Below are 21,806 nucleotides of genomic sequence, written 5' to 3' on the forward strand. Positions count from 1 at the left end.
TTACGGTCCCGGCGGCGCCCGCCAAAGCGGGCGCGGCGGGCCGCGGTGTTGTTGTATGGCTTGGCCGATGGGCCGGCGCTGAGCGCACCGGCCGGTCAGGTTCGATCAGTCGGCGTAGGCACCGGCCTTGGTGATGATCGGGCCCCAGCGGTCGATCTCAGACTTCAGGTGGGCGCGCAGCGCTTCCGGACGGGCGCGGCTGTCAGCCACCGGCTCTGTGCCGAGGTCGGCGAAACGCTGCTTGACGGTCGGATCCTTCAGCGCGATCTGCAAGGCTTCGGCGAGGGCGTCGACGATAGGCTTCGGCGTGCCTTTTGGCGCGTACAGGCCGTGCCAGACGGCCACTTCGAAGCCAGGCAGGCCGGATTCGTTCAAGGTCGGCAGGTCGGGCATGGTCGCCAGGCGCGTCTTGGTAGTGACGCCGTAGGCCTTGATCTTGCCGCCCTTGATCTGGCTGGTGGTGTTGGTGGTCTGGTCGCACATGAAATCGACCTGGCCGCCGAGCAAGTCATTCATCGCCGGGCCGGTGCCCTTGTACGGCACCGTGGTCAAGTCGGTGCCGATGGCCGTCATGAACAGCATGCCGCACAGGTGCGAGGCCGAACCGATGCCGGCGTTGGCGTAGGTGACCTTGTCCTTGTGGCTCTTGACGTAGGCGAGGAATTCCTTCATGTCCTTGGCCGGGAAGTCCTTGCGCGCGACGATCGTCATCGGCACGTCGGTGACCAGGCCGATCGGCTCGAAGCTGTCGATCGCGTTGTAGCTGAGCTTGCGGTACAGGCCCGGCGCGGTCGACTGGCCGATGTGGTGCATGAACAGCGTGTAGCCGTCCGGCGCCGATTTGGCCACCCGCGCGGCACCAATGGTGCCGCCGGCGCCGGCAACGTTCTCGATGATGATCGTCTGCTTGAGCTTGGCGCTCATCGACTGGCCCACCAGGCGCGCCACCGTGTCGGTCGGTCCGCCGGCGGCGAACGGCACCACCATCGTGATCGTCTTGGTGGGGTAGTTCTGGGCCTGGGCCTGCGTCATGACGCCGCCCATCATGGCCATGCACGCAACGGTGCTCAAAAGTGTCAGTTTCATCGGGTGTCTTCCTCGTTATCCTCGGGTAATTATCGTGAGCGAATCTTTGCAGCGCGCCGTGGCGAATTGCTGTTGCTCTGTGTTTACAACCGCTGAGCTATGCTCGATAGTATGCACTGTAGGTTGTATCATCGAATAGTCTGGTTTGCAACTAGGTAGAAACCCTTATTGACCGTGATTTAACAGTCTCAGGCGGGCTTGAATGCCTGTTGGTACGCGACCATTTGCTACACTGCGCGCTTTCAATGATGCCGGATGATCCGATGGGACTGTTGCCCGAACTGCGCGCAAGCGCGCTGCACTGCCTGCTCGAAACCGATCCGTCCGCCAAGGCGCAGCAGGTGGCCGCGATGGCGCGCGCCCATGCCGGCGGCGCCATGCTGCTCGACGCCGGCGCGGCGCTGAGCGCGGGCGGCGCCATTCCGGGGCGCCCGCCGCGCCCCGAGCTGGTCGCGCCGCGGCTGGTCGGGCGCCGCTCGATGGTCACCGTCGAAGGGCGCGCCATGCTGATCCACGCGCTGGCCCACATCGAGTTCAACGCCACCAACCTGGCGCTCGACGCACTGTGGCGTTTTCGGGACATGCCGCCCGACTATTACACCGACTGGCTGCGCGTGTCGGCGGAGGAAGCCGTCCATTTCACGTTGCTGGGCGCGCACCTGCGGTCGCTCGGCGTCGAGTATGGCCATTTCCCGGCGCACGACAGCTTGTGGGAAATGGTCGACAAGACGCGCGGCGACGTGCTCGCGCGCATGGCGCTGGTGCCGCGCACGCTCGAAGCGCGCGGGCTCGACGCGATCCCGCCGCTGCGCGCCAAGCTCGCGCAGGCCGGCGACCTGGTCGCGGCGCAGATCCTCGACCTGATATTGCGCGAGGAAGTCGGCCACGTCGAGATCGGCAACCGCTGGTATGGCTACCTGTGCCGCCAGCGCGCCCTGGAGCCGCGCGCCACCTACGCCGAGCTGGCCGCGCGCTACGAAGCGCCGGTGCTGAAGGGGCCCTTCAACCTCGAAGCGCGCCGGCTGGCCGGCTTCACCGAAGACGAACTCGACGCGATGGGCGGCAGCGAGTAGCGCTGACGTCATCGCTGTTCGGGCCAGTACAGCCGTCTTGGTCGTTGCTGGCGGAATATGGAATCACAAAGCGCACGCGCGCCGTGCTGGCCGATAGCGTGCGCAAGACCGCGTCGCGTCACGGCTGAGCCAGGACGACGTGTTGTTTTCAGCGCTCCGCCTTGATCGCTGTCAGCTTGCCGAAATATTCGCGCATCACGCCGCGCAGCCGATCGGCCTGCGGGCGGCCCCAGTCGCGCTGGAACTCGCACGCCAGGCCGAGTACGGAAATCGGCACGGCGCCCGCCTGGATCATGCGCTGCATCGCCGATTCGTGGGCGATCCGGCTGACGCCGCCGATGGCATCGGCCACCACGTACACTTCTTAGCCCTCGCGCAACGCGTCGAGCGTCGGGAAAGCGACGCAGACTTCCGTCCACAGGCCGGCGATGATCAGCTTCTTGCGTCCCGTTGCTTCGACTGCCGCGCGAAAATCGGGATCTTCCCAGCAATTCATCGACGTGCGATCGATCTCGGGCACGCCAGGCAACGCTGCCAGCAACTCCTCATTGGTGCCGGACATGCCATGCTTGACGTACACCGTGCTGAGCACGACGGGCAGTTCGAACGTCGTGGCGATGCGCCCCAGCACGGTGACGTGCGCCAGCAGCTCCTCGTAATCGACCGAACCGACGCCGGCATATTGCTCTGGTTGGTAGTCGATCAGCGCGAGAACGGCATTTTGCGGCGTCAGCAGGGCATCGGTGAGGGGCCGCCAATCTCTTCGTCGAAGTTCTGGGCGCAGTAGCGCTGAAGCGACGTCAGCAGCCGCTCCTCGGTGTCTTTATTGAGTTTGATGGCCATGTCAGTTGTAGTGTTTGTAGACCGAGGTGCGACCGTCCGCCTTCACCAGCAGCACGTCGTAGGCATCCTTGCGCGGCGCTTCCATGCCCGGCGAACCGAGCGGCATGCCCGGCACCGCCAGGCCTTTCGCTTTCGGCTTTTCCGCCAGCAGCCGCTTGATGTCGCTGGCCGGCACGTGGCCTTCGAGCGCATAGCCGTTGACCATGCCGGTGTGGCAGGATCCGAGTTCGTCGGGAATGCCGCCCTTTTTACGGTAGGCGGCCGGATCCTCGACGTCGTGGGTGTTGACCTTCAGGCCGGAGGCGCGCAGGTGCTTGACCCATTCTTCGCAGCAGCCGCAAGACGCGCTCTTGTAGACCTCGATGACGGGCGCGGCGGCCGTGGCCAGCAAGGGGATGCCGAGCGCGGCAGCGAGCACGGCTTTTGTAAAATTGCGTCGAATCATGGTAGCTCCGGTGGTCAAGCGATTATTTGCACTGCAAATGGCCTGGCTCAAGCCTACCAGAATTCATGCGAATGAAACGGGCGTTGCCGGATGAATAGAAGGAAGCTTCTGGACTAGGAAGTCGGCAGCGGCGTCGGCGCCATGCATTGATCATCCGGCGGTTTGGCCACCGTTTCCGGCACCTGGTTCGCGCACGGCGAGCCGGCCACGAAGCAGGCCAGGTTGTCGAAGGTTGTCTCGGCAATTTCGCGCATCGCTTCCAGGGTGAAAAAGCCCTGGTGGCCGGTGACCAGCACGTTGGGGAACGTCATGAGGCGCTGGAACACATCGTCGGCGATGATTTCGGCCGAGCGGTCCTGGAAAAACAGCGCGTTTTCCTGCTCGTAGACGTCGATCGCGAGCGCACCGAGGCGGCGCGCGATCAGCGCCTCGATCACCGCGCTCGTATCGATCAGTGCACCGCGCGAGGTGTTTACCAGCATGGCGCCAGGTTTCATGCGCGCCAGCGCGGCGGCGTCGATCAAGTGATGGGTGGCCGCGTTCAGCGGGCAGTGCAGCGAGACGATATCGGCTTCGGCCAGCAGGTCGGGCAGCGTGGCGATGGCGCCGAGCGCGGCAAATTGCGGCGACGGCTGCGGATCGAAGGCGAGCACGCGGCAGCCAAAGCCGTTGAAGATGCGCGCCGCCGCCAGGCCGATCTTGCCGAGGCCGACGAGCCCGGCGGTCTTGCCGTGCAGGGTGCTGCCGAGCAGGCCGTCGCGCGCGAAATTGCCCTCGCGAACGCGCGCATACGCGCGGTGAGTCTGGCCGTTGAGGGTGAGGATCAGTGCCAGCGTGTGCTCGCCCACCGATTCGGGCGAGTACGACGGGATCCTTGCGACGAACAGGCCGAGCCGTTTGGCCGCTGCGACGTCGACGTTGTTATAGCCGGCGCAGCGCATCAGGATGGCGCCGACGCCAAGTGCGGCGAGCGCCGCGAGCACCGGCGCGTCGAGCACATCGTTGACGAACGCGCACACCGCGCCGCAGCCCTGGCCGAGTGCGACCGACTGCAAGGTCAGCGATTCTGTGTGGCACACCAGTTCGACGCCGGCGCCGGCGGGATGCCGCGCGCGCGCCTCCTCAAGAAAGCGGGCGTCGTACGGCTGGGCGCTGAAAACGGCGATCTTCATGGGGACGTGCATTTTTGTTGGGCTCCACGACTCTATCACCGACCGTAGCGGGACGATGTTCGTCAGCCAGATTGTGGTCAGTCGGTATTGTTCGCTGTCGACGCTTGCGCATTTGGCTCGGGCTTCAGCAGTAACAGTTGTTCGTCGAGCACGCGAAATTGCAGCGGCGTCGACATGTCCGTCACTTCGCCGTCGGTGGCGACCTTGATGCGGCGCTTGCGTGCGAGCCTGTGGGGCGTCACCGTCATGGTGCCAAAGCTGAAGGCGACCAGGTCGTCGGCCTGCCCGAGCCGGCCGAACGCGCCGCGCGCCAGCAGCCACAGCATGCCGAGCTTGCCGACCGACTTCGGCGCAATCGCCGCCAGTTTGCCGTCCTCCAGCGCTTCGCTCAGCGGAACGATGCCGACCTGTTCCATTTGCAGGCGATTGTTGCCCACAAAAAAGGTCGCCGTGCGCAGGCGGTGCACGCTGCCGTCGACATCGATGGTGATGCGCAGGCGCCGGTGCGGGCTGAGGATGGTCTTCAGTGCCGACAGGAACGCGACCAGGCGGCTGCGGCCGAACTGCCTCTTGTCGATTTCGCGCTCTTCGAGCAGTTTCGGATACAGGCCGATGCTGGCGTTGACGAGGAACACGCGGTCGTTGACAAGCCCGACCTGCACCGGCCGCAGGCGCGCGCTCAGCAGGGTCCGCACGGCATCGCCGAGGTCTTCCGGAATGCCGTGGGTGCGTCCGAAATAGTTGAACGTTCCCTGCGGCAAAACCCCGAACGGACAGCCGCCGGCCACTGCCTGGCGCGCGACCGCGTTGATGGTGCCGTCGCCGCCGGCGGCGACCAGGATGCCGCCGCAAGACTTGGCCTGCTCGACGAGCCGCTGGCAGATGTCCACCAGTTGTTGCGGATCGTCGACGACCGTCAGCTGAAACTGGCGGCCGGCATCGTTCAGCACCTCCTCGATGGTTGCACGCTGTCCTTCGGTCTCGGCGTGGCCCGATCCGGCGTTAAGGATGATAAACAGCGGGGCGGCTGGCAGGGGAGGGATCGCTGGCATTGCAGTGCGCACTTTCGTGATCGCCAGTTCGGCGTTGAGCGCAATTGTAACGTTGTCATCAATATCATGGATGACGGCGGCCGTTGAAGCGTGCGCGAGCGTTGGCGGCGCCTGTTGCCTCGGTCGACGCCGGCGTGAGACACGACACGCTTCAGAATTGGCGGCCGACCAGGCGCGCGTGCAGCAGCTCGCGTTCGGTGCCGGGATCGGACAGGTAGGCGATCTTGCCGGCGACGATAGTGGCCACCGGCAAGCCGTCGCGAAACAGGATGCGGTTGGCGGCCAGCGCCGGCACCTTGTCGCCCGGTAGCAGCGTGCCGCACACGTTCAGCGGATCGGCGCCGGAGATGCACACCAGGCCGCCGTCGTGGCCGCGGCGCCGCACTTCGCGCAGCAGCGGAATCGCTTCGGGCAGCGCGAACTGCTCGCCCGAAAAGCCGGCGACGAAGCGCCCGCCACGAATCTCGCCGCGCGCCTCCAGGCGGTGAAACACCGGCAGCAGCTCGCGCCACGACGGCAGCCACGCTGCCTCGCGTTCGAGCAGGCGCCAGAAAAATACGCCGTAACGGCGCAGCAGCGTCAGCGCGATGTGCTCCAGCGTGTCCGGATCGATGCGCTTGCGGCGCGCCGGCTTGCCTGCCTCAGCTTGTTCGACGACGTCAGTGCCGCCGCGGCGCACCAGCGCCCAGCGGCCCGCTTCCTCCATCGTCGGCCCGGCGCCGCGGCGGCGCTTCTTGTCGTTGCTGGCGCGCTTGGCCGCCGGCAGCAGCATCGCGCGCATGCCGGCGAAGCTGTCGGCGTTGACCAGCCCCGTCGACACCAGTTCGCCCAGCGCATTTTCCAGCTCCACCGGCAGCATCCGCGCGTCCATCTGCAACTCGTCGAAGAACATGGCGCCGTCGCGCTTGAGCGCGTCGAGTACGTGGCTGGCGCGCGGCGAAATGTCGGGCGCGCCGCCATCGGCCGGCAGCGAATGCCACAGCGTCGTCTGGCGGCGCGGCAGCAGAACGATCGGCGTGCTGCGCACCGGCCCGCCCGCGGCCGAACGCGGCGCGCCGATGCGCGTCCACACCACTTTGCCGGCGCGGCACAAGTCGTCGAGCCACAGGATCGAGTAGTCGCGCAGCCGCAGCGCCAGCAGGTCGCTTTCCCAGCCGCCGGCCGCCGCCTCGTAACCTTCGAGCTGTTCGAGTACCTTTGGCAGTGCGTCCTGGCCCTGCAGCCGGGTGTCGGCCGACAGGTGCTGCCAGTCAAACAGGAAGCGCATGAAGTCCTGCCGCTCGACCGGCTCGATCTCGCGCCGCAGCCGCTTGATGGTGTAGCGGTGGATGCGCGCCAGCAGGTGCCGCTCGCACCATTCCTCGTCCGCCACGCCGGGCGTGAAATGGCCGCGCATGACGTAGCCTTCGCTCTCGAGCTGCGTCAGCGCGATGGTCGCGTCGCTGTCGGTCAGTGCCATCTCGGCGGTGATGGTCGACAGCGGCTGCGGCCCGAAGCCGGACAGGCGCGCGCGCATGATCTCGACCAGCGCGGCCTCGCGCGTCCACGGTTCGTCCCCGTTGCCACGGTGGCTATCGGGGACCGTCAGCGCCGGCGTTGCCCGCGCCTGCAGATAGGCCGCCTGCATGCAATCGAGCCGTTCGAGCGCCACCCAGAATTCGACGCCGCCACCGTCGCGCAGCCGGGTTGCGCGCCCGCCTTCGGCCAGCACTTCGAGCCAGGCCGGCCAGCCGGGTTGGCGGATCGCTTCCGCGCGCGTGATGAACGCCAGCGACACCAGCGCTTCCTGCACTTCGTCGGCATTGCGCGCGGCCGGCCACGCTTCCTCGGCCACGCCGGCGATGGCGTCGAGGTCGAGCGCGCCGAGGTCGTCGGTCGACGCCGGGTCGGTCCAGCGCCGGCTCATGACGGCCTGCGTGCGCCGTTCTTCCAGCGGGGCGTCGTCGAGGAAGGCATATGGGCGCGCGTTGAGGATCTCCATCGCCAGCGGCGACGGCGCCGGCAGGTCGCGCGCCAGCAGGCGCACGTCGCCCGCTTCGATGCGGCGCAGCAGCGCAAGCCAGCCTTCGCTGTCCATCGCTTCGTGCAGGCAGTCGTCGAGCGTCTGGTCGACCAGCGGGTGGCTCGGCAGCTCGCGCTCGCCCACGATGTTTTCCAGGCACGCGGCCTGGTCGGGGAAGACCGCCGCCAGCAGGTCGTCGCTTTTCATGCGCTGCAGTTGCGGCGCGACCTTGCGCCCGCCGGCAAAGCGCGGCAGCGCCAGCGCGGTAGTGGCGTTCCAGCGCCAGCGCACGTTAAACAGCGGCGCGTCGAGCAGCGCCTGCACCAGGATCTGCTCGGCGCTGGACGATTTCAGGTAGCGCCACACTTCGTCGAGCTGGAAGCTGTGTGCGGTCGACAGCGACACGATGATGGCGTCCTCGGTGGCGGCGGCCTGCAGCTCGAAATTGAAGGTGCGGCAAAAGCGTTTGCGCAGCGCCAGCCCCCACGCGCGGTTGACGCGGCTGCCGAACGGCGAGTGCAGCACCAGCTGGGTGCCGCCCGATTCGTCGAAGAAGCGCTCGATTACCAACGTGTCCTGGGTCGGCAGGGCGCCGAGCGCGGAGCGCGAGCGGGCCAGGTAATCGACAATCTGGCGTGCGGCGTCTTCGGACAGGCCGAGGTGCTCGTCGAGCCAGGCCACCGTGCGGTCCAGCGCCGCCTGCGGATCGGATGCGGGCGCTGCCAGCTGCTCGTCGATGTGGGCGCGCAGCCGCGCGACGCCTGCCGACAGCTCGTCGCTGCGGCCCGGCGCTTCGCCAAGCCAGAACGGGATGTTGGGCGCGGCGCCGTGCGCGTCTTCCACCCGCACCTTGCCCGCTTCGATGCGCAGGATTCGGTATGACGTGTTGCCGAGCTGGAAAACGTCGCCGGCCAGGCTCTCGACGGCGAAGTCTTCGTTGACGGTGCCGACCGAATGGCCCTGCGGCTCGAGCGTGACGGCGTAGTCGGCATTGTCCGGGATGGTGCCGCCGGAGGTGACGGCGGTGAGCTTGCCGCCGCGCCGGCCGCGCAGCGAACGGGTGGCGGCGTCGCGGTGCAGGTAGGCGCCGCGCACGCCGTGGCGCGTGGCGTAGCCCTCGGACAGCATGCGCAACACCGCGTCGTAGCTGTTGCGCTCCAGCTGCGCGTAAGGCTGGGCGCCGCGCACCAGCGCGAACAGCTCGTCTTCGCCCCATTCGCGGCAGTTCACTTCGGCGACGATCTGCTGCGCCAGCACGTCGAGCGGCGCGCGCGGAATGCGCAGCGCATCGAGTTCGCCGCGGCGCACGCAGTCGAGCAGGGCGGCGCATTCGATCAGGTCATCGCGCGAGGTAGGAAACAGCCGGCCCTTCGGCATGCCGTCGACCTGGTGGCCGGAGCGGCCAACCCGCTGCAGCAGCGCGGCGATGTTGCGCGGCGAGCCGACCTGGCACACCAGGTCGACGTCGCCGATGTCGATGCCCAGTTCGAGCGAGGCGGTGGCCACCAGCACCTGCAGGTCGCCCGCCTTCAGGCGCTGTTCGGCGCTCAGGCGCGATTCCTTGGCCAGGCTGCCGTGGTGGGCGGCGACGTGTTCGGCGCCGAGCCGCTCGCCCAGGTGGCGCGCCACCCGTTCGGCCATGCGCCGCGTGTTGACGAAGATGAGCGTGGTGCGGTGCTGGGCCACCAGTTCGGCCATGCGGTCGTACACCCGCTCCCACACTTCGTTCGGGATGATCGCTTCCAACGGCACCGGCGGCAGTTCCAGCGCCAGGTCGCGCGCGCGCACGTGGCCGACGTCGACGACCGCGCACTCGGCGCCGGCGCGCCCGACCAGAAAGTCGGCCACCAGCGACAGCGGCTTCTGCGTGGCCGACAGGCCGATGCGCACCGGGCGGCGCTCGCACAGCTGGTCGAGCCGCTCGAGGCTGAGCGCCAGGTGGCTGCCGCGCTTGCTGCCGGCCACAGCGTGGATCTCGTCGACGATCACCGTGCGCACCGTCGACAGCATGGCGCGGCCGCTGTCGGAGCCGAGCAGCACGTACAGCGATTCGGGCGTGGTGACGAGGATGTGCGGCGCGCGCCGGCGCATGGCGTTGCGTTCGGGCGTGGTGGTGTCGCCGGTGCGCACGGCGGCGCGGATGCCGTGCGGCGGCAGGCCCATTGCCTCGAGCTGGCGGCCGATGCCTTCGAGCGGGCCTTGCAGGTTGACGCGGATATCGTTCGACAGCGCCTTCAGCGGCGACACGTACAGCACCTGGGTTTCATCGGGCAGCGGCGCTTCGCTGCTCTCGCACACCAGTGCGTCGATCGCGGCGAGGAAGGCGGTCAGCGTTTTGCCCGATCCGGTGGGGGCTGCAACGAGCGTGGCGCGGCCGGACTGGATCAGCGGCCAGGCGCGCAGCTGCGCCTCGGTCGCGGCCGGGAAGGTCGCACCGAACCAGGCTGCGACGGCCGGATGGAAATCCTGCCAGACGCTGTCGTCTTGCGCGCGCTTGTTCATTAAGAGGAAGATGGGGGCTGCGGCGCCGATGGCAAGGCCGCAGGCGCGATCGAATGCTCATTATTGTAACCTCGACGGGCGAAAAAAGAAGCTGCACAATGCTTAGCTTTTTTTCACTCGAAAGCGCCGACGATGCACGAGCAGGCAGGCCCACCCACGAACTGACGATGACGGTCCTGATGACCCCGGACATGGCCAACTTCTCAGGCAACGTCCACGGCGGCACGATCCTGAAGTACCTCGACAGGGTCCCCCCGGGGTCAGTGCCGACATTCGGACACGGCCTCGACGTTGCGGTCCCCCCGGGGTCAGTGCCGACATTCGGACACGGCCTGGACGCTGCTGCCATCAATGGATCAGTGCACCCCCGGGGCAGTGCCCACCTTTAGGACATGGCCACGACGCTGCGGCCATTTCATGGATCAGTCCGTGTCCGATGGTCGGCACTACACCGGCGTCGACACCGGCGTCGCGCCATACGGATCAGCCCGTGTCCGATTGTCGGCACTGACCCCGGCGGATGGGTGAAGTTTGTTGCCAGCGAATGGATGCGGATGCCGAAAGCGCTGCATAATGCTTAGCTTGTTCCTACTCGAAAGCGCCGACGATGCACGACCAGGCAGGCAGGCCCACCCACGAACTGACGATGACGGTCCTGATGACCCCGGACATGGCCAACTTCTCAGGCAACGTCCACGGCGGCACGATCCTGAAGTACCTCGACAGCGTCGCCTACGCCTGCGCCAGCCGCTATTCCGGCACGTACGTCGTCACGCTGTCGGTCGACCAGGTGATGTTCCTGCAGCCGATCCACGTCGGCGAGCTGGTGACGTTTCTGGCGTCGGTGAACTACACCGGCACCAGTTCGATGGAGGTCGGCATCCGCGTGGTGTCGGAAAACATCCAGCTGCGCACGGCGCGCCATGCCAACAGCTGTTACTTCACGATGGTGGCGGTGGACGAGAACCGCAAACCAATCGCGGTCCCGCCGCTCGAGCTGGTGACGGACGAACAGCGGCAGCGCTTCGCGCAGGCCGAACAGCGCAAGCTGTCGCGCCGCGCGCTGACCGGCAAGAGGGCAGCGCCGTGAGCGAGCTGTCGGCGCACGCCATCAACCTGGTCAACTGCGGCATCATCGGCGTCGACAGCAGCTTGCAAATCGTGCTGTGGAATACCTGGATGGTGCCGCGCTCGGGCCAGTCGGCGGCGCGGGTGCGCGGCCAGTCGCTGTTCGACGTGTTCCCCGAACTGCGCGGTTCGCGCGTGGAATCGGCGGTGCAGGCGGCGCTGAAGAACGGCGTGGCGGCGAACGTGCCGCAATCGCAAAGCAGCGCGCCGTTTCCGCTGCGCGAGGCTGGCCAGTTCGATGGCGCGCGCATCGACCAGGCGGTGTCGGTCACCCCCTTCAACGAGGGCAAGGAGCGCTTTTGCCTGATCGAGATCCGCGACATCAGCGGCGTGTTCGAGCGCGAGCGGCGCCTGCTCGACCATGCCGAGTCGCTGCGCGCGCGCTCGTATGTGGACGGTCTGACCGGCATCGCCAACCGGCGCTATTTCGACGTCGCGCTCGACCGCGAGCTGCGCCGCGCCCAGCGCCTGGGCAGCGAGCTGTCGCTGCTGCTGATGGATATCGATACGTTCAAGCTGTACAACGACCATTTCGGCCACCTGAAGGGCGACGCCTGCCTGGCGACGGTGGCGCAGTCGCTGGCGGCAATGCTGAAGCGTCCCGCCGACGTCGCGGCGCGTTACGGCGGCGAGGAGTTTGCGGCCATCCTGCCCAATACGTCGGCCGAACAGGCGAGGGTGCACGCGAACCTGATCCGCGAACAGGTGGCGTCACTGGGTGTGCCGCAGGCGCCGGGCGCCGCGCGGGCGCACGTCACGCTCAGCATTGGCGTGGCCAGCTTCGACAAGGCGCTGCGCAATGCCGCCGCCGCGATGATCGAGGCGGCCGACCAGGCGTTGTACGCCGCCAAGCGCGCGGGACGCGACCAGGTGATGGTTGCCGCCGATCCGGCACGCTAGGGTTCCCGCCGCGCAATCAGAACCCCGTCAGCGCCTTGCGCGTGTGAATCACCTTCGGCGCCGCCGCGAAAAACTCGCCCACCAGGCGCCGCCATTGCTGGAAGTCCGCGCTCTGGCGAAAATGCACCTCGTGGTCCTCCAGCGTTTCCCATTCGACAATCAGCAGGTAGGTGTCGGGCTGCTCGATGCCGCGTTCGAGCCGCATCGAACGGCAGCCGCGGGCGCGCTGGAACAGCGGCGCCGCCGTCGCCACCGCAGCCTCGAATTGCTGATCGGTACCAGCCTTGACCGCAATTTCTGCCATTTCTGTAATCATCCGGAACGCTCCTGTTGTCAGTTTTGAATGCGCAATTGTACGATGCGCTGGCGCGAAGTGCTGCGTCTGGCGCACGTCAAGGCTGAAACCGCGAACTGCCATAACAATCGGACCTATGTTCGACACCGGCTACAAGGAATGGCTGCAGAAAGGGTACTACGACTACCGTGCCTACGTGCCGTCGCGCCTGCTGTACCACGCCGACTATTTCCACATCCGGCGCTTGCTGGAAGGTAGCGCCGACTCCATCGCCGCCGAGGCCGCGCGGCGGCTGCGCCACGTGCTGCGCACGGCGGTGGCGTGGGTGCCGTTCTACCAGCGCACGGTCAGGCTTTCGGCCACAGAACTGGCGCACGAACCGCCGCGCCAGCTGCTCGACAGTTTTCCGTATCTCGACAAAGCGCAGGTGATGGATTGTCAGCGCGACTTCCTCGACCATCGGCTTGACCCGAGCCGGCTGAACTACACCACCAGCGAAGGCTCGTCCGGCCACGGCATCGGCGTCTGGCGCACCAAGCGCCTGGCCGATATCGAAAAGGCGTTCTACAACCACGAGTGGGGCAAGTTCGGCTTCAGCTTCGACAAGGCCCGCTACCTGCGAATGGGCTCGGACGCGCGCCGGCTAACGCACGAACCGTGCGCCGCCATCAGCGGCAACCGGCTGCTGCTGTCGCCATCGCACATCTTCGCGCAGCACAAGGCTGCAATCGTTGCAGCCCTCAACGCGTTCCGGCCGCGGTTCGTCCACGCCTATCCGAGCGCGGCCGCCTCGCTGGCCGAACTGATCGTGCCGGGCGATCTCGAATTCGCCGTCGACGCGGTGCTGCTCGCCTCCGAGCCGGCCACGCCGCAGCAGCTGGCGTCGATCGGCCGGCTGTTCGGCTGCCCAGTGTCGATCAGCTATGGCCTGACCGAGCGCAGCAACCTGGCGTTCGCCGCAAGCGTGGCGGGCAAGTGCCGGCCGTTCCAGTTCGAACCGCTGTACGGCGTGACGGAAAACCGCTGCAACTACGGCCGGCCAGAGATCGTCGGCACCTCGTGCTGGAACGACGTGATGCCGCTGATTCGCTATTGCACCGACGATTTCGGCGCCGTCGACGCCGACGGCGCCTGCCGCGCCATCCACGGCCGGGCGCAGGAATTCCTGCTCGACCGCATCGGCAACCGCATTCCCGGCTTGCTGTTGATCGTCAACGACGGCGCCTGGGATTTTGTGCGCCTGTACCAGGTGCGCCAGACCAAGCCTGGCGCCATCACCATTTTCGTCGTGCCCAGGAATGGCCCGCTGAACGCGGCACAACGAAAATTCTTGCTCGACTATCAATTGAAACGCTGGGGCGGCTGCTTCGACATCGACCTCGACGAAGTTGCCGATATTCCGCTGTCGGCCAGCGGCAAGCGCCAGCTGGTCGTCAACGAGCTGCGCTAGGCAGGCCCGAGCGCGTCGCCGATCGCGCCGCGGGCAGCGGCCAGCTGGTCGGCGTCCTGCAGCAGCAGCTTGAGCCGCCGCTGCAGCGGCGCCCAGCCGGCCCAGTTGGCGGCGGCAGGCAAATTGGCGGGCATCCGGGCCGGCCCATCGGGCAGCGCCGAACCGAGCCGGGCGCGCACTTCATGGCAGGCCTGGTCGATCGCCGCGTTCACCTCGCTGCGCGGCAAGCCGTCCTTGTAACGCTGCAGCAGCAGCCGCAGCGCCGCGATATGCGACACCAGCAGGTAATTTTGCACCGTGAAGCGGTTCAGCTCGTCGGGCGCGCGATGCTTGGCGGCCGGCTCGTCGAGCATCCGGCCGAGCGCCGCACTGAGCGTGGCCAGGCTGTCCATGAAGCCCTTGCGGCTGATGCGGTAGCGGAAATCGTCGCCGGCCCGTCCTTGCAGCAGGTCGCTGGCCGAATCGATATATTTGCGGTTCGCCTGCAGCACCGACTCGACCAGGCGCGGCAGGTTCTGGTATTCCCAGTTCGGCAGCACATAGCTGAAGAACGTCGCGATCACCGTGCCGACCAGCGTGTCGAGCAGCCGCTCGGTGATGGCGCTGCCGACCTGCGGCACGGTCAGGCCGATCAGCAGCAAGATCTGCATGCTGGCGGCAATCGCCGTGTAGCGGTATTTGATGTACAGAAACGCCGGCGCGGCGGCCGTGGCGATGAACAGGAAGCCGATCAGCGCGGCCGGCGCGTGGAAAAAATGCAGGATTACCGCCGTCAGGATGCAGCCGATGACGGTGCCGATGACGCGGTCGGCGCGGCGCTGGCGCGTCATGCTGAAGCTCGGCTTGAGAATGACGGCAATCGTCAGCGCAATCCAGTAGCTGTGCGCCTGGTAGGGCAGGAAGTCGCCCGCCATGAGGCCCAACGACACCGCCATCGCCACCCGCAGCGCGAAGCGAAACGCCGGCGAACTCCAGCGCAGGTTGGCGCCGAGGATGCCGACGCCGTAGCGCTGTTGGGTCAGGAACGGCGTCAGGTCGGCGCCGGACACCACCGGCAGCGCTACCGCGCCGGCCTGGCTGGCGGCGTGCAGCTGGCCGATCATCATGACCATGTCGCTGACCTTGTGCGACGTTGCCCGCAGCACCGCTTCGGCCTCGCCGGAGGCGGTGCCGGTGCACTCGTCGAGCGCCTGCTCGAGCAGCCGCATCTCGGCCGTGTAGTCGAACGCGGCGTGCGACGGCCGGTTGCGCGTCATCGCATACGCGGCCGACTCGATGTCGCGCGCCGCCTTGCCGATCAGTTCGCCCAGCAGCGGCAGCACCTTGCGGCCGGCGAAGTGCTTGCGCAGCAAGACGTAATCGGTGTGGGTCGACAACACCAGTTCGTACAGGTCGAACATGGCGTAGTGCACCTGCACCAGCGCCGCGTCCGCCGCCGACGGCTTGCCGCGCAGGATCAGGTCGCGCGAGGCTTGCTGGCGCTCGGCCAGCACGATCTGCTGGCGCACCAGCTTTTCCATTTGCGCCGGCAGCGGATTGGCCAGGTCGTAGCAGCCGGCCTTGATGTCGGTGTAGGTCGCCAGTTCGTACAGCGCTTCGGACAGCACCTGCTGCTTCAGGCGCGCCTGCATCGCCCACACGACCACCATCGCGTAGGCCATGTAGCAGGCGGCGCCGGCGAAAAACAGCGCGCCGTGCAACAGCGCCTGGTCGGGCGTGGAGGCTTCCTCGCTGGCGAGCATCATCGCAAACAATGCGGCAAACTGCAGCGGCATCGCCTTGCGGCCATACACTACCATCATGCTGGCCAGGAAAGTCACCACCACGATGACGGTGCGCAGCAGCCACGGCACCGGCGAGCACAGACTCACCAGCAATACGACGATCGAAGACAACGCCACGCCGGCGAGCATTTCGTTGAACTTGTGGCGCAACGGACTGGGCATGTCCATCAGGCTGGTGCACAGCGCGCCCATCGCCACTGCCATTGCCGTCGGCAAGTCGCTGATGGCGCGGGTCAGCAAGGTAAGGCCGATGATACCGGTGGCGATGCGCAAGCCGGTATAGAAATAGTGACTGAAGAGGAAAGTGCGTGGCGCTAGGGCGTAATGCATGGGTTCCGAGTGCTCGCCGACCTGGCGAGGCCGGGTCCGCCGTGAAAGATGCCACGATTATAACGTCTGTGGCGCAGACCGGCGGGCGCGCCCCGGCATATCCCTGGCGTACCTAGCGGTAGAACGCCTCGACCGCGCCTTTCAGTTTGATCAGCAGCGGCTTGCCTTTGCGGTCGACCGATTTGCCGGAAGCGACCTTGACCCAGCCTTCGCTGAGACAATATTCTTCGACGTCATTGCGTTCTTTGCCGTTCAGTTTGATGCCTACTTCGTGTTCGAACACGGCAGGGACATGGAAGGGGCTGCTCGGATCGACGGAAAGGCGGTCAGGCAAAGGGGGGAGGGTAGTGGTATCGTTCATGGGCTGGATTATCCACTAGAACCCCGACCAGTACAACGGTACGGTCAGTCACGCGCAATGCCGAAAGAAAAATGACAGACATCGAATTACCGTTCAGGGCGACCACCGACGAGGCCTGCGCCTGGCTGGCGCTACAGACCGGCACGCCATGGACCTTGGCCGCCATGATCGACAACGGCCTGACGCCCTACGTCTGGCTCGACTACGACGTCGCCTTTGCCGACATGTTTGGCGACGCCAACGGCGGCTACGCGGCGCCGATTTTTTTCGAGGGCGATACGGCGCGCCTGGCGGCCGGCAGCGCCGATGTGCTCGTCACCATCACCAAGGATGTCTACAAGATCGTCACGCGCCTGCCGCCACCTGGCTTTCGGCGCGAACTGCACGAACTGCGGTTCCTGAAGAAGGAACTCGAGCGGCTCGTTGCCAGGCGCAAGCGCGAAGCCGAGCCGGCGCCCGCCGTCAAGGCCGACGTGGCAAGGGAGTCGCAGGCCGGCATCAGCCGTGAACAGGTCGTGATCGCCTTTGGAAGCATGGTGCGGATCAAGCTCGAGCAGGCGCTGGACGGCGCCGCAGGCGTGTTCGGCGACGATGGCGCGCGCGTCAAGGGCAGCACCAGGAAGTCGAAGAAGCAGGCCTTGTGGAATCCGGTGACGCTGGCGCTCGGTTTGAACGACCTGTACCGGGTGCCGATGTCGCAGCTGAAGCGGGCTTTCGGCGCGCACGAATTCCTGTTCGACTGGAATGCGCAATGGAACCAGACCCTCGCGCTGCTGGGAAAATGAGGCGCCAGCCGAGTTGTTGGTGCGCGGCGTGGTCAACAGGTCTATGATGGAATGGTTCCCCCAGGACCTGGAGCTAGTGATGACTCGCAAGACACCCATCGAGCGCTACCGCAACATCGGCATCAGCGCCCACATCGACGCCGGCAAGACCACCACGACCGAGCGGATCCTGTTCTACACGGGCGTCAGCCACAAGATCGGCGAGGTGCACAACGGCGCGGCGATCATGGACTGGATGGAGCAGGAGCAGGAGCGCGGCATCACCATCACGTCGGCCGCCACCACCGCGTTCTGGAAAGGCATGGCGGGCAACTTCGACGAGCACCGCATCAACATCATCGATACGCCCGGCCACGTCGACTTCACCATCGAAGTCGAACGCTCGATGCGCGTGCTCGACGGCGCCGTCATGGTGTACGACGCCGTCGGCGGCGTGCAGCCGCAGTCCGAGACGGTGTGGCGCCAGGCCAACAAGTACCGCGTGCCGCGCATCGCCTTCGTCAATAAAATGGACCGGGTCGGCGCCGATTTCTTTCGCGTCCAGCAGCAGATCGGCACGCGCCTGAAGGGCGTGGCGGTGCCGATCCAGATTCCGCTCGGCACCGAGGACGACTTCCACGGCGTCATCGACCTGGTCAAGATGCGCGCCATTCGCTGGGACGACGACACCAAGGGCGTCAAGTTCGCCTACGAAGACATCCCGGCCGACCTGCAGGCACAGGCGCGGCTTTGGCGCGGCCGCATGGTCGAAGCGGCCGCCGAGGCGACGCCGGAGCTGACCGAGAAGTACCTCGAGGAAGAGGTGCTGAGCGAAGAAGAAATCAAGCAGGGCCTGCGCCAGCGCACGATCCGCAACGAAATCGTGCCGATGCTCGCCGGCAGCGCCTTCAAGAACCGCGGCGTGCAGGCCATGCTCGACGCCGTCATCGACTACCTGCCGTCGCCGCTCGACATTCCCGCCATCGCCGGCCGCGACGAGCGCGACAACCCGATCGAACGCCATCCGTCCGACGACGAGCCTTTTGCCGCGCTCGCCTTCAAGATCATGACCGATCCCTTTGTCGGCCAGCTGACGTTTTTCCGCGTCTATTCCGGCGTCGTCAATTCCGGCGACACCGTCTACAACCCGACCAAGAGCCAGCGCGAACGGCTCGGCCGCATCCTGCAGATGCATGCCAACGAGCGCAAGGAAATCCGCGAAGTCTACGCCGGCGACATCGCCGCCGCGGTCGGCCTGAAAGGTGTCACCACCGGCGACACGCTCAGTTCGCCCGATCACGTGATCGTGCTGGAAAAAATGGTGTTCCCGGAACCGGTCATCTCCCAGGCGGTCGAGCCGAAAACCAAGGCCGACCAGGAGAAGATGGGCGTGGCGCTGAGCCGGCTGGCGCAGGAAGACCCGTCGTTCCGCGTCCACACCGACGTTGAAACCGGCCAGACCATCATGTCCGGCATGGGCGAATTGCACCTCGAAATCCTGGTTGACCGCATGCGCCGCGAGTTCGGCGTCGAAGCATCGGTCGGCAAGCCGCAGGTGGCGTACCGCGAAACGATCCACAAGGCCGCGGTCGATGTCGAAGGCAAGTTCATCAAGCAGTCAGGCGGGCGCGGGCAGTACGGCCACGTCGTGCTCACGCTCGAACCGATCGCCGCGGGCCTGGGATACCAGTTCGTCGACGCCATCAAGGGCGGCGTGGTGCCGCGCGAATTCATTCCGGCCGTCGACAAGGGCGTGCAGGAGAGCTTGCGCTCGGGCGTGCTGGCCGGCTACCCGGTGGTCGACGTGCGCGCCACCCTGACGTTCGGCTCGTATCACGACGTCGACTCCAACGAAAATGCATTTCGCATGGCCGGCTCGATCGCCTTCAAGGATGCGATGCGGCGCGCCGGGCCGGTGCTGCTCGAGCCGATGATGCAGGTTGAAGTCGAAACGCCGGAAGAATTCATGGGCAACGTCATGGGCGACCTGAGCGGGCGGCGCGGCATCGTGCAGGGGATGGACGAGATCCCGGGCGGCGGCGGCAAGCTGATCAGCGCGCTGGTCCCGCTCGCCGAAATGTTCGGCTACTCAACCACGCTGCGCTCGCTCACCCAGGGCCGCGCGACTTACTCGATGGAGTTCAAGCACTACGCCGCCGTGCCGCGCCATATCCTCGAGCAGGTGGCAGCGCTCGGCCACGGCTGACCGGCGCCGATCAGATCGCGGCGTTCCGCTTCGGCATGCGTCCCGACCACGCAAGCGGCAGCGCTACCAGTGCCGTCAGCGGCGCGATCCAGATATCGGGCGCGTGCATGGTCCACAGTGTGGCGCCGGTGATTGCGCACCACAGCGGCGGGATCGGCCACAACAGCCAATGTCCGGGGCGCGCCAACGCCAGCAGGCCCAGCGTGGCAAGCGCGGTCGGATCCGGCGCCATGGGGGAAAATTCATCTGCTTCCAGGGGCGGCCGCCGATGGCAACGAGCATCGGATAGCCGAGCAAGGCAAACGCCACCACGCCCAGTGCGGGGCGACGTATCGCGGCCCGCACGTGCGTGAAGGCAAAGCGCCCGCGCGCGCTGCCGAACCACAACAACAGCAGCGCCTGGAGCGCAAAGGCGATGCCGAAATGGGCGCCGGCCGAGTTGATGGCGGCATACCGCTGCGCATGGAATGCCCACGCCACCGACAGCGAGCAGGCTGCCAGCAGCACCGCCGCCACCCGGCCACTTCCGCGTGCGACATTGCAGACCCTTACACTAGTGATACGATCGCACTGCTTACGCTTGTTTAAAAAGGCATCCATGAAACTGCTGATTCGTTTTTTCGCCGGGGCGCACGCCGTCATCGCGGTGCTGTTCGTCGGCGTCGCGGTGATGCTGGTGGTGCTTGCCGTCAAGACGGCCTTGACGACGCTTGGTGCCGAGAATGACGAAAGCGCCAACGCCATCATCGAGACGATCGGCCTGCTGGCAGTGGCGGTCGTGTCGCTGCAGATCGCCCAGACGATCATGGAAGAAGAAGTCATCCGGGAAGCGCAGGTCAGCGCGCCGACGCGGGTGCGCCGCTACCTGTCGCGCTTTCTCGTGGTGGTGGTCGTGGCGCTGGCGGTGGAGGGGCTGGTGGCAACGTTCAAGGCGCTGCATCAAAGTCCGCAATTACTGCCGCACGCGGCGACCATTCTCGTTTCGGTCGGTTTCCTGCTGGCCGGCTGGGGCGCGTTCATCTGGTTCAACAAAGCGGCGGAGGAGCTCGAGCCGGAGGCGATGGCACAGGCGAAGAAGGAAGATGTGAAGCTGGAGTAGGACCAGCGTCGACGTGGATGCCGCGGCGTGTGCGATTTCTGCAGCGCCCGAATCGCAGTCGTGCGGCAGGCTAGCCGTTCTGCGTTCAAAATGACGTGTCGTTTATCAACTGCGGAGAACAAATGCGCATCGCCACCTATAACATCAACGGAATCGGCAGCCGGCTGCCGGCATTGCTGCAATGGCTGGACGAAAAGCAGCCGGACGTCGCCTGCCTGCAGGAATTGAAGGCGCCGCACGAAAAATTCCCCGAGGAGGCGATCAACGCCGCCGGCTACCAGGCTATCTGGCACGGCCAGAAGAGCTGGAACGGCGTGGCGATCCTGGTGCGCGGCACCGAACCGGTCGTCGAAGTCGGGCGCGGCCTGGCCGGCGACCCGGAAGACGCGCAAAGCCGCTATATTGAAGCCGCCGTCAATGGCGTGCTGATCGCCTGCCTGTATCTGCCCAACGGCAATCCTGCTCCCGGCCCGAAGTTCGACTACAAGCTGCAGTGGATGGAACGCCTGATCCTGCGCGGCGCCGAACTGGTGGCCAGCGGCTCGCCGGTCGTGCTGGCCGGCGACTTCAACGTCATCCCGACCGAGCTCGACGTCTACAAGCCCGAGCGCTGGGTCAACGACGCGCTGTTTCGCGCCGAAACGCGCGAAGCGTTCGGCCGGCTGATGGCGCAGGGCTGGACCGATTCGCTGCGCAGCATGCATCCGGACGAAAAAATCTTCACGTTCTGGGATTACTTCCGCGATGCCTACGGTCGCGACGCCGGCTTGCGCATCGACCACCTGCTGCTAAGTCCATCGCTGGCGGGCGAACTGAAAGCGGCCGGCGTCGACCGCGACGTGCGCGGGCGCGAGAAACCGAGCGACCATGCGCCGACCTGGATCGAACTGAAGCGGTAGCGGCAGGGACAAAGTCGTTTCGCCGGCATGATAAAGATGGCAAACTTGCAACAGTTACGGACGCGAGTATTGCCCCGGGCGCTAGTCCATACATGATCCATGCGGTCGACGATGTGCGTGTGGCGCCGCCGCCGCCGCCCACGCCGACCGCAGCGAGCCACCGATGCTTGCCGGCGCGCCGCTGCAGCGGCTCGGCGACATGCAGCTGAAAGCAAAAAGCTATGCAGCGGCCGAGAAGACGTTCCGCGAGGATCTGGCGCTGCGTCCGGCCAACGGTTGGGCGTTGAGTGGCTTGTCGAAAGCGCTGTCGGCGCAAGGCAAGACCGCTGACGCCCAGCGCACGCGGCGCGACCTGGCCGTCAGCTGGGCGGTTGCTGACAGCCAGTTGCGTACTCAATAGCGCCGACCAGTTCGA

At 66.3% G+C, this 21,806-nt stretch carries 21 protein-coding genes; 9 read left to right on the forward strand and 12 right to left on the reverse strand.

From position 1 onward, the window contains the following. Window positions 1-105 precede the first annotated feature (105 nt). Entirely contained in the window at window positions 106-1,053 is a 948-nt protein-coding gene (locus ACP7DD_RS21815) for a tripartite tricarboxylate transporter substrate binding protein BugD (protein WP_426176963.1), read from the reverse strand. 296 nt (window positions 1,054-1,349) lie between these two features. On the opposite strand from ACP7DD_RS21815, the gene ACP7DD_RS21820 reads away from it, so the two are divergent. Continuing rightward, window positions 1,350-2,159, forward strand: a complete 810-nt coding sequence (locus ACP7DD_RS21820) for a ferritin-like domain-containing protein (RefSeq protein WP_426176935.1) — start codon at window positions 1,350-1,352, stop codon at window positions 2,157-2,159. Between the two features lie 148 nt (window positions 2,160-2,307). Here ACP7DD_RS21820 and ACP7DD_RS21825 read toward each other — a convergent pair whose 3' ends face one another. The 7 genes from ACP7DD_RS21825 to ACP7DD_RS21855 all read right to left on the reverse strand — a co-directional run bounded on the left by ACP7DD_RS21825 (window position 2,308) and on the right by ACP7DD_RS21855 (window position 10,175). Beyond that, window positions 2,308-2,514, reverse strand: a complete 207-nt coding sequence (locus ACP7DD_RS21825) for a hypothetical protein (RefSeq protein WP_426176936.1) — start codon at window positions 2,512-2,514, stop codon at window positions 2,308-2,310. A gap of 9 nt (window positions 2,515-2,523) precedes the next feature. Further along, entirely contained in the window at window positions 2,524-2,895 is a 372-nt protein-coding gene (locus ACP7DD_RS21830) for an isochorismatase family protein (protein ID WP_426176964.1), read from the reverse strand. After that, window positions 2,889-3,002, reverse strand: coding sequence for a DUF2164 family protein (locus tag ACP7DD_RS21835; RefSeq protein ID WP_426176937.1), 114 nt, complete (start codon window positions 3,000-3,002; stop codon window positions 2,889-2,891). The genes ACP7DD_RS21830 and ACP7DD_RS21835 overlap by 7 nt, the downstream gene beginning before the upstream one ends. 1 nt (window position 3,003) lies before the next feature. Further along, window positions 3,004-3,447, reverse strand: a complete 444-nt coding sequence (locus tag ACP7DD_RS21840; RefSeq protein WP_426176938.1) for a DUF411 domain-containing protein — start codon at window positions 3,445-3,447, stop codon at window positions 3,004-3,006. A gap of 113 nt (window positions 3,448-3,560) precedes the next feature. Further along, window positions 3,561-4,619 carry a 2-hydroxyacid dehydrogenase gene (locus tag ACP7DD_RS21845; RefSeq protein ID WP_426176939.1) on the reverse strand — a complete coding sequence of 353 codons (1,059 nt, stop codon included), beginning with the start codon at window positions 4,617-4,619 and terminating at the stop codon, window positions 3,561-3,563. A gap of 77 nt (window positions 4,620-4,696) precedes the next feature. Next, entirely contained in the window at window positions 4,697-5,671 is a 975-nt protein-coding gene (locus tag ACP7DD_RS21850) for a diacylglycerol/lipid kinase family protein (RefSeq protein ID WP_426176940.1), read from the reverse strand. Between the two features lie 151 nt (window positions 5,672-5,822). Then, window positions 5,823-10,175, reverse strand: coding sequence for a DEAD/DEAH box helicase (locus ACP7DD_RS21855; protein ID WP_426176941.1), 4,353 nt, complete (start codon window positions 10,173-10,175; stop codon window positions 5,823-5,825). A 607-nt stretch (window positions 10,176-10,782) separates the two neighbouring features. Between ACP7DD_RS21855 and ACP7DD_RS21860 the strand changes: the two genes are divergently transcribed. Both ACP7DD_RS21860 and ACP7DD_RS21865 read left to right on the forward strand, forming a co-directional pair. Continuing rightward, window positions 10,783-11,265 (forward strand): acyl-CoA thioesterase, encoded by a 483-nt coding sequence (locus ACP7DD_RS21860; RefSeq protein WP_426176942.1) that lies wholly within the window; start codon window positions 10,783-10,785, stop codon window positions 11,263-11,265. Then, window positions 11,262-12,203 carry a diguanylate cyclase domain-containing protein gene (locus ACP7DD_RS21865; RefSeq protein ID WP_426176943.1) on the forward strand — a complete coding sequence of 314 codons (942 nt, stop codon included), beginning with the start codon at window positions 11,262-11,264 and terminating at the stop codon, window positions 12,201-12,203. The genes ACP7DD_RS21860 and ACP7DD_RS21865 overlap by 4 nt, the downstream gene beginning before the upstream one ends. Window positions 12,204-12,219: 16 nt before the next feature. Here ACP7DD_RS21865 and ACP7DD_RS21870 read toward each other — a convergent pair whose 3' ends face one another. Next, window positions 12,220-12,519 (reverse strand): antibiotic biosynthesis monooxygenase family protein, encoded by a 300-nt coding sequence (locus ACP7DD_RS21870; protein ID WP_426176944.1) that lies wholly within the window; start codon window positions 12,517-12,519, stop codon window positions 12,220-12,222. Between the two features lie 115 nt (window positions 12,520-12,634). On the opposite strand from ACP7DD_RS21870, the gene ACP7DD_RS21875 reads away from it, so the two are divergent. After that, window positions 12,635-13,948: a hypothetical protein gene (locus ACP7DD_RS21875; protein ID WP_426176945.1), complete on the forward strand. Its 1,314-nt coding sequence runs from the start codon at window positions 12,635-12,637 to the stop codon at window positions 13,946-13,948. On the opposite strand, the gene ACP7DD_RS21880 is transcribed toward ACP7DD_RS21875, so the two are convergent. Beyond that, the gene (locus ACP7DD_RS21880) at window positions 13,945-16,062 is read right to left on the reverse strand and encodes an FUSC family membrane protein (RefSeq protein WP_426176946.1); all 2,118 of its coding nucleotides are present in this window, start codon (window positions 16,060-16,062) and stop codon (window positions 13,945-13,947) included. The genes ACP7DD_RS21875 and ACP7DD_RS21880 overlap by 4 nt on opposite strands. 112 nt (window positions 16,063-16,174) lie before the next feature. Continuing rightward, entirely contained in the window at window positions 16,175-16,423 is a 249-nt protein-coding gene (locus tag ACP7DD_RS21885) for a DUF3297 family protein (protein ID WP_426176947.1), read from the reverse strand. A gap of 71 nt (window positions 16,424-16,494) precedes the next feature. Here ACP7DD_RS21885 and ACP7DD_RS21890 point away from each other — a divergent pair, with 71 nt between their 5' ends. Beyond that, window positions 16,495-17,208 carry a hypothetical protein gene (locus ACP7DD_RS21890; RefSeq protein WP_426176948.1) on the forward strand — a complete coding sequence of 238 codons (714 nt, stop codon included), beginning with the start codon at window positions 16,495-16,497 and terminating at the stop codon, window positions 17,206-17,208. Between the two features lie 79 nt (window positions 17,209-17,287). Beyond that, a complete protein-coding gene (gene fusA, locus ACP7DD_RS21895) occupies window positions 17,288-19,393 on the forward strand; it encodes an elongation factor G (RefSeq protein WP_426176949.1) in 2,106 nt (701 codons plus the stop codon). 10 nt (window positions 19,394-19,403) lie between these two features. On the opposite strand, the gene ACP7DD_RS21900 is transcribed toward fusA, so the two are convergent. Beyond that, entirely contained in the window at window positions 19,404-19,625 is a 222-nt protein-coding gene (locus ACP7DD_RS21900) for a hypothetical protein (protein WP_426176950.1), read from the reverse strand. A 366-nt stretch (window positions 19,626-19,991) separates the two neighbouring features. Here ACP7DD_RS21900 and ACP7DD_RS21905 point away from each other — a divergent pair, with 366 nt between their 5' ends. From ACP7DD_RS21905 to ACP7DD_RS21915, 3 genes are all read left to right on the forward strand, one after another. Continuing rightward, complete coding sequence (locus ACP7DD_RS21905) at window positions 19,992-20,492, forward strand: hypothetical protein (protein WP_426176951.1); 501 nt, start codon at window positions 19,992-19,994, stop codon at window positions 20,490-20,492. A 122-nt stretch (window positions 20,493-20,614) separates the two neighbouring features. After that, a complete protein-coding gene (gene xth, locus ACP7DD_RS21910) occupies window positions 20,615-21,391 on the forward strand; it encodes an exodeoxyribonuclease III (RefSeq protein ID WP_426176952.1) in 777 nt (258 codons plus the stop codon). Between the two features lie 163 nt (window positions 21,392-21,554). Beyond that, a complete protein-coding gene (locus ACP7DD_RS21915; RefSeq protein WP_426176953.1) occupies window positions 21,555-21,791 on the forward strand; it encodes a hypothetical protein in 237 nt (78 codons plus the stop codon). Window positions 21,792-21,806: the final 15 nt, after the last annotated feature.

It is taken from the genome of Massilia sp. TWR1-2-2, from assembly GCF_049897565.1.
GTDB lineage: Bacteria > Pseudomonadota > Gammaproteobacteria > Burkholderiales > Burkholderiaceae_D > JAFCUW01.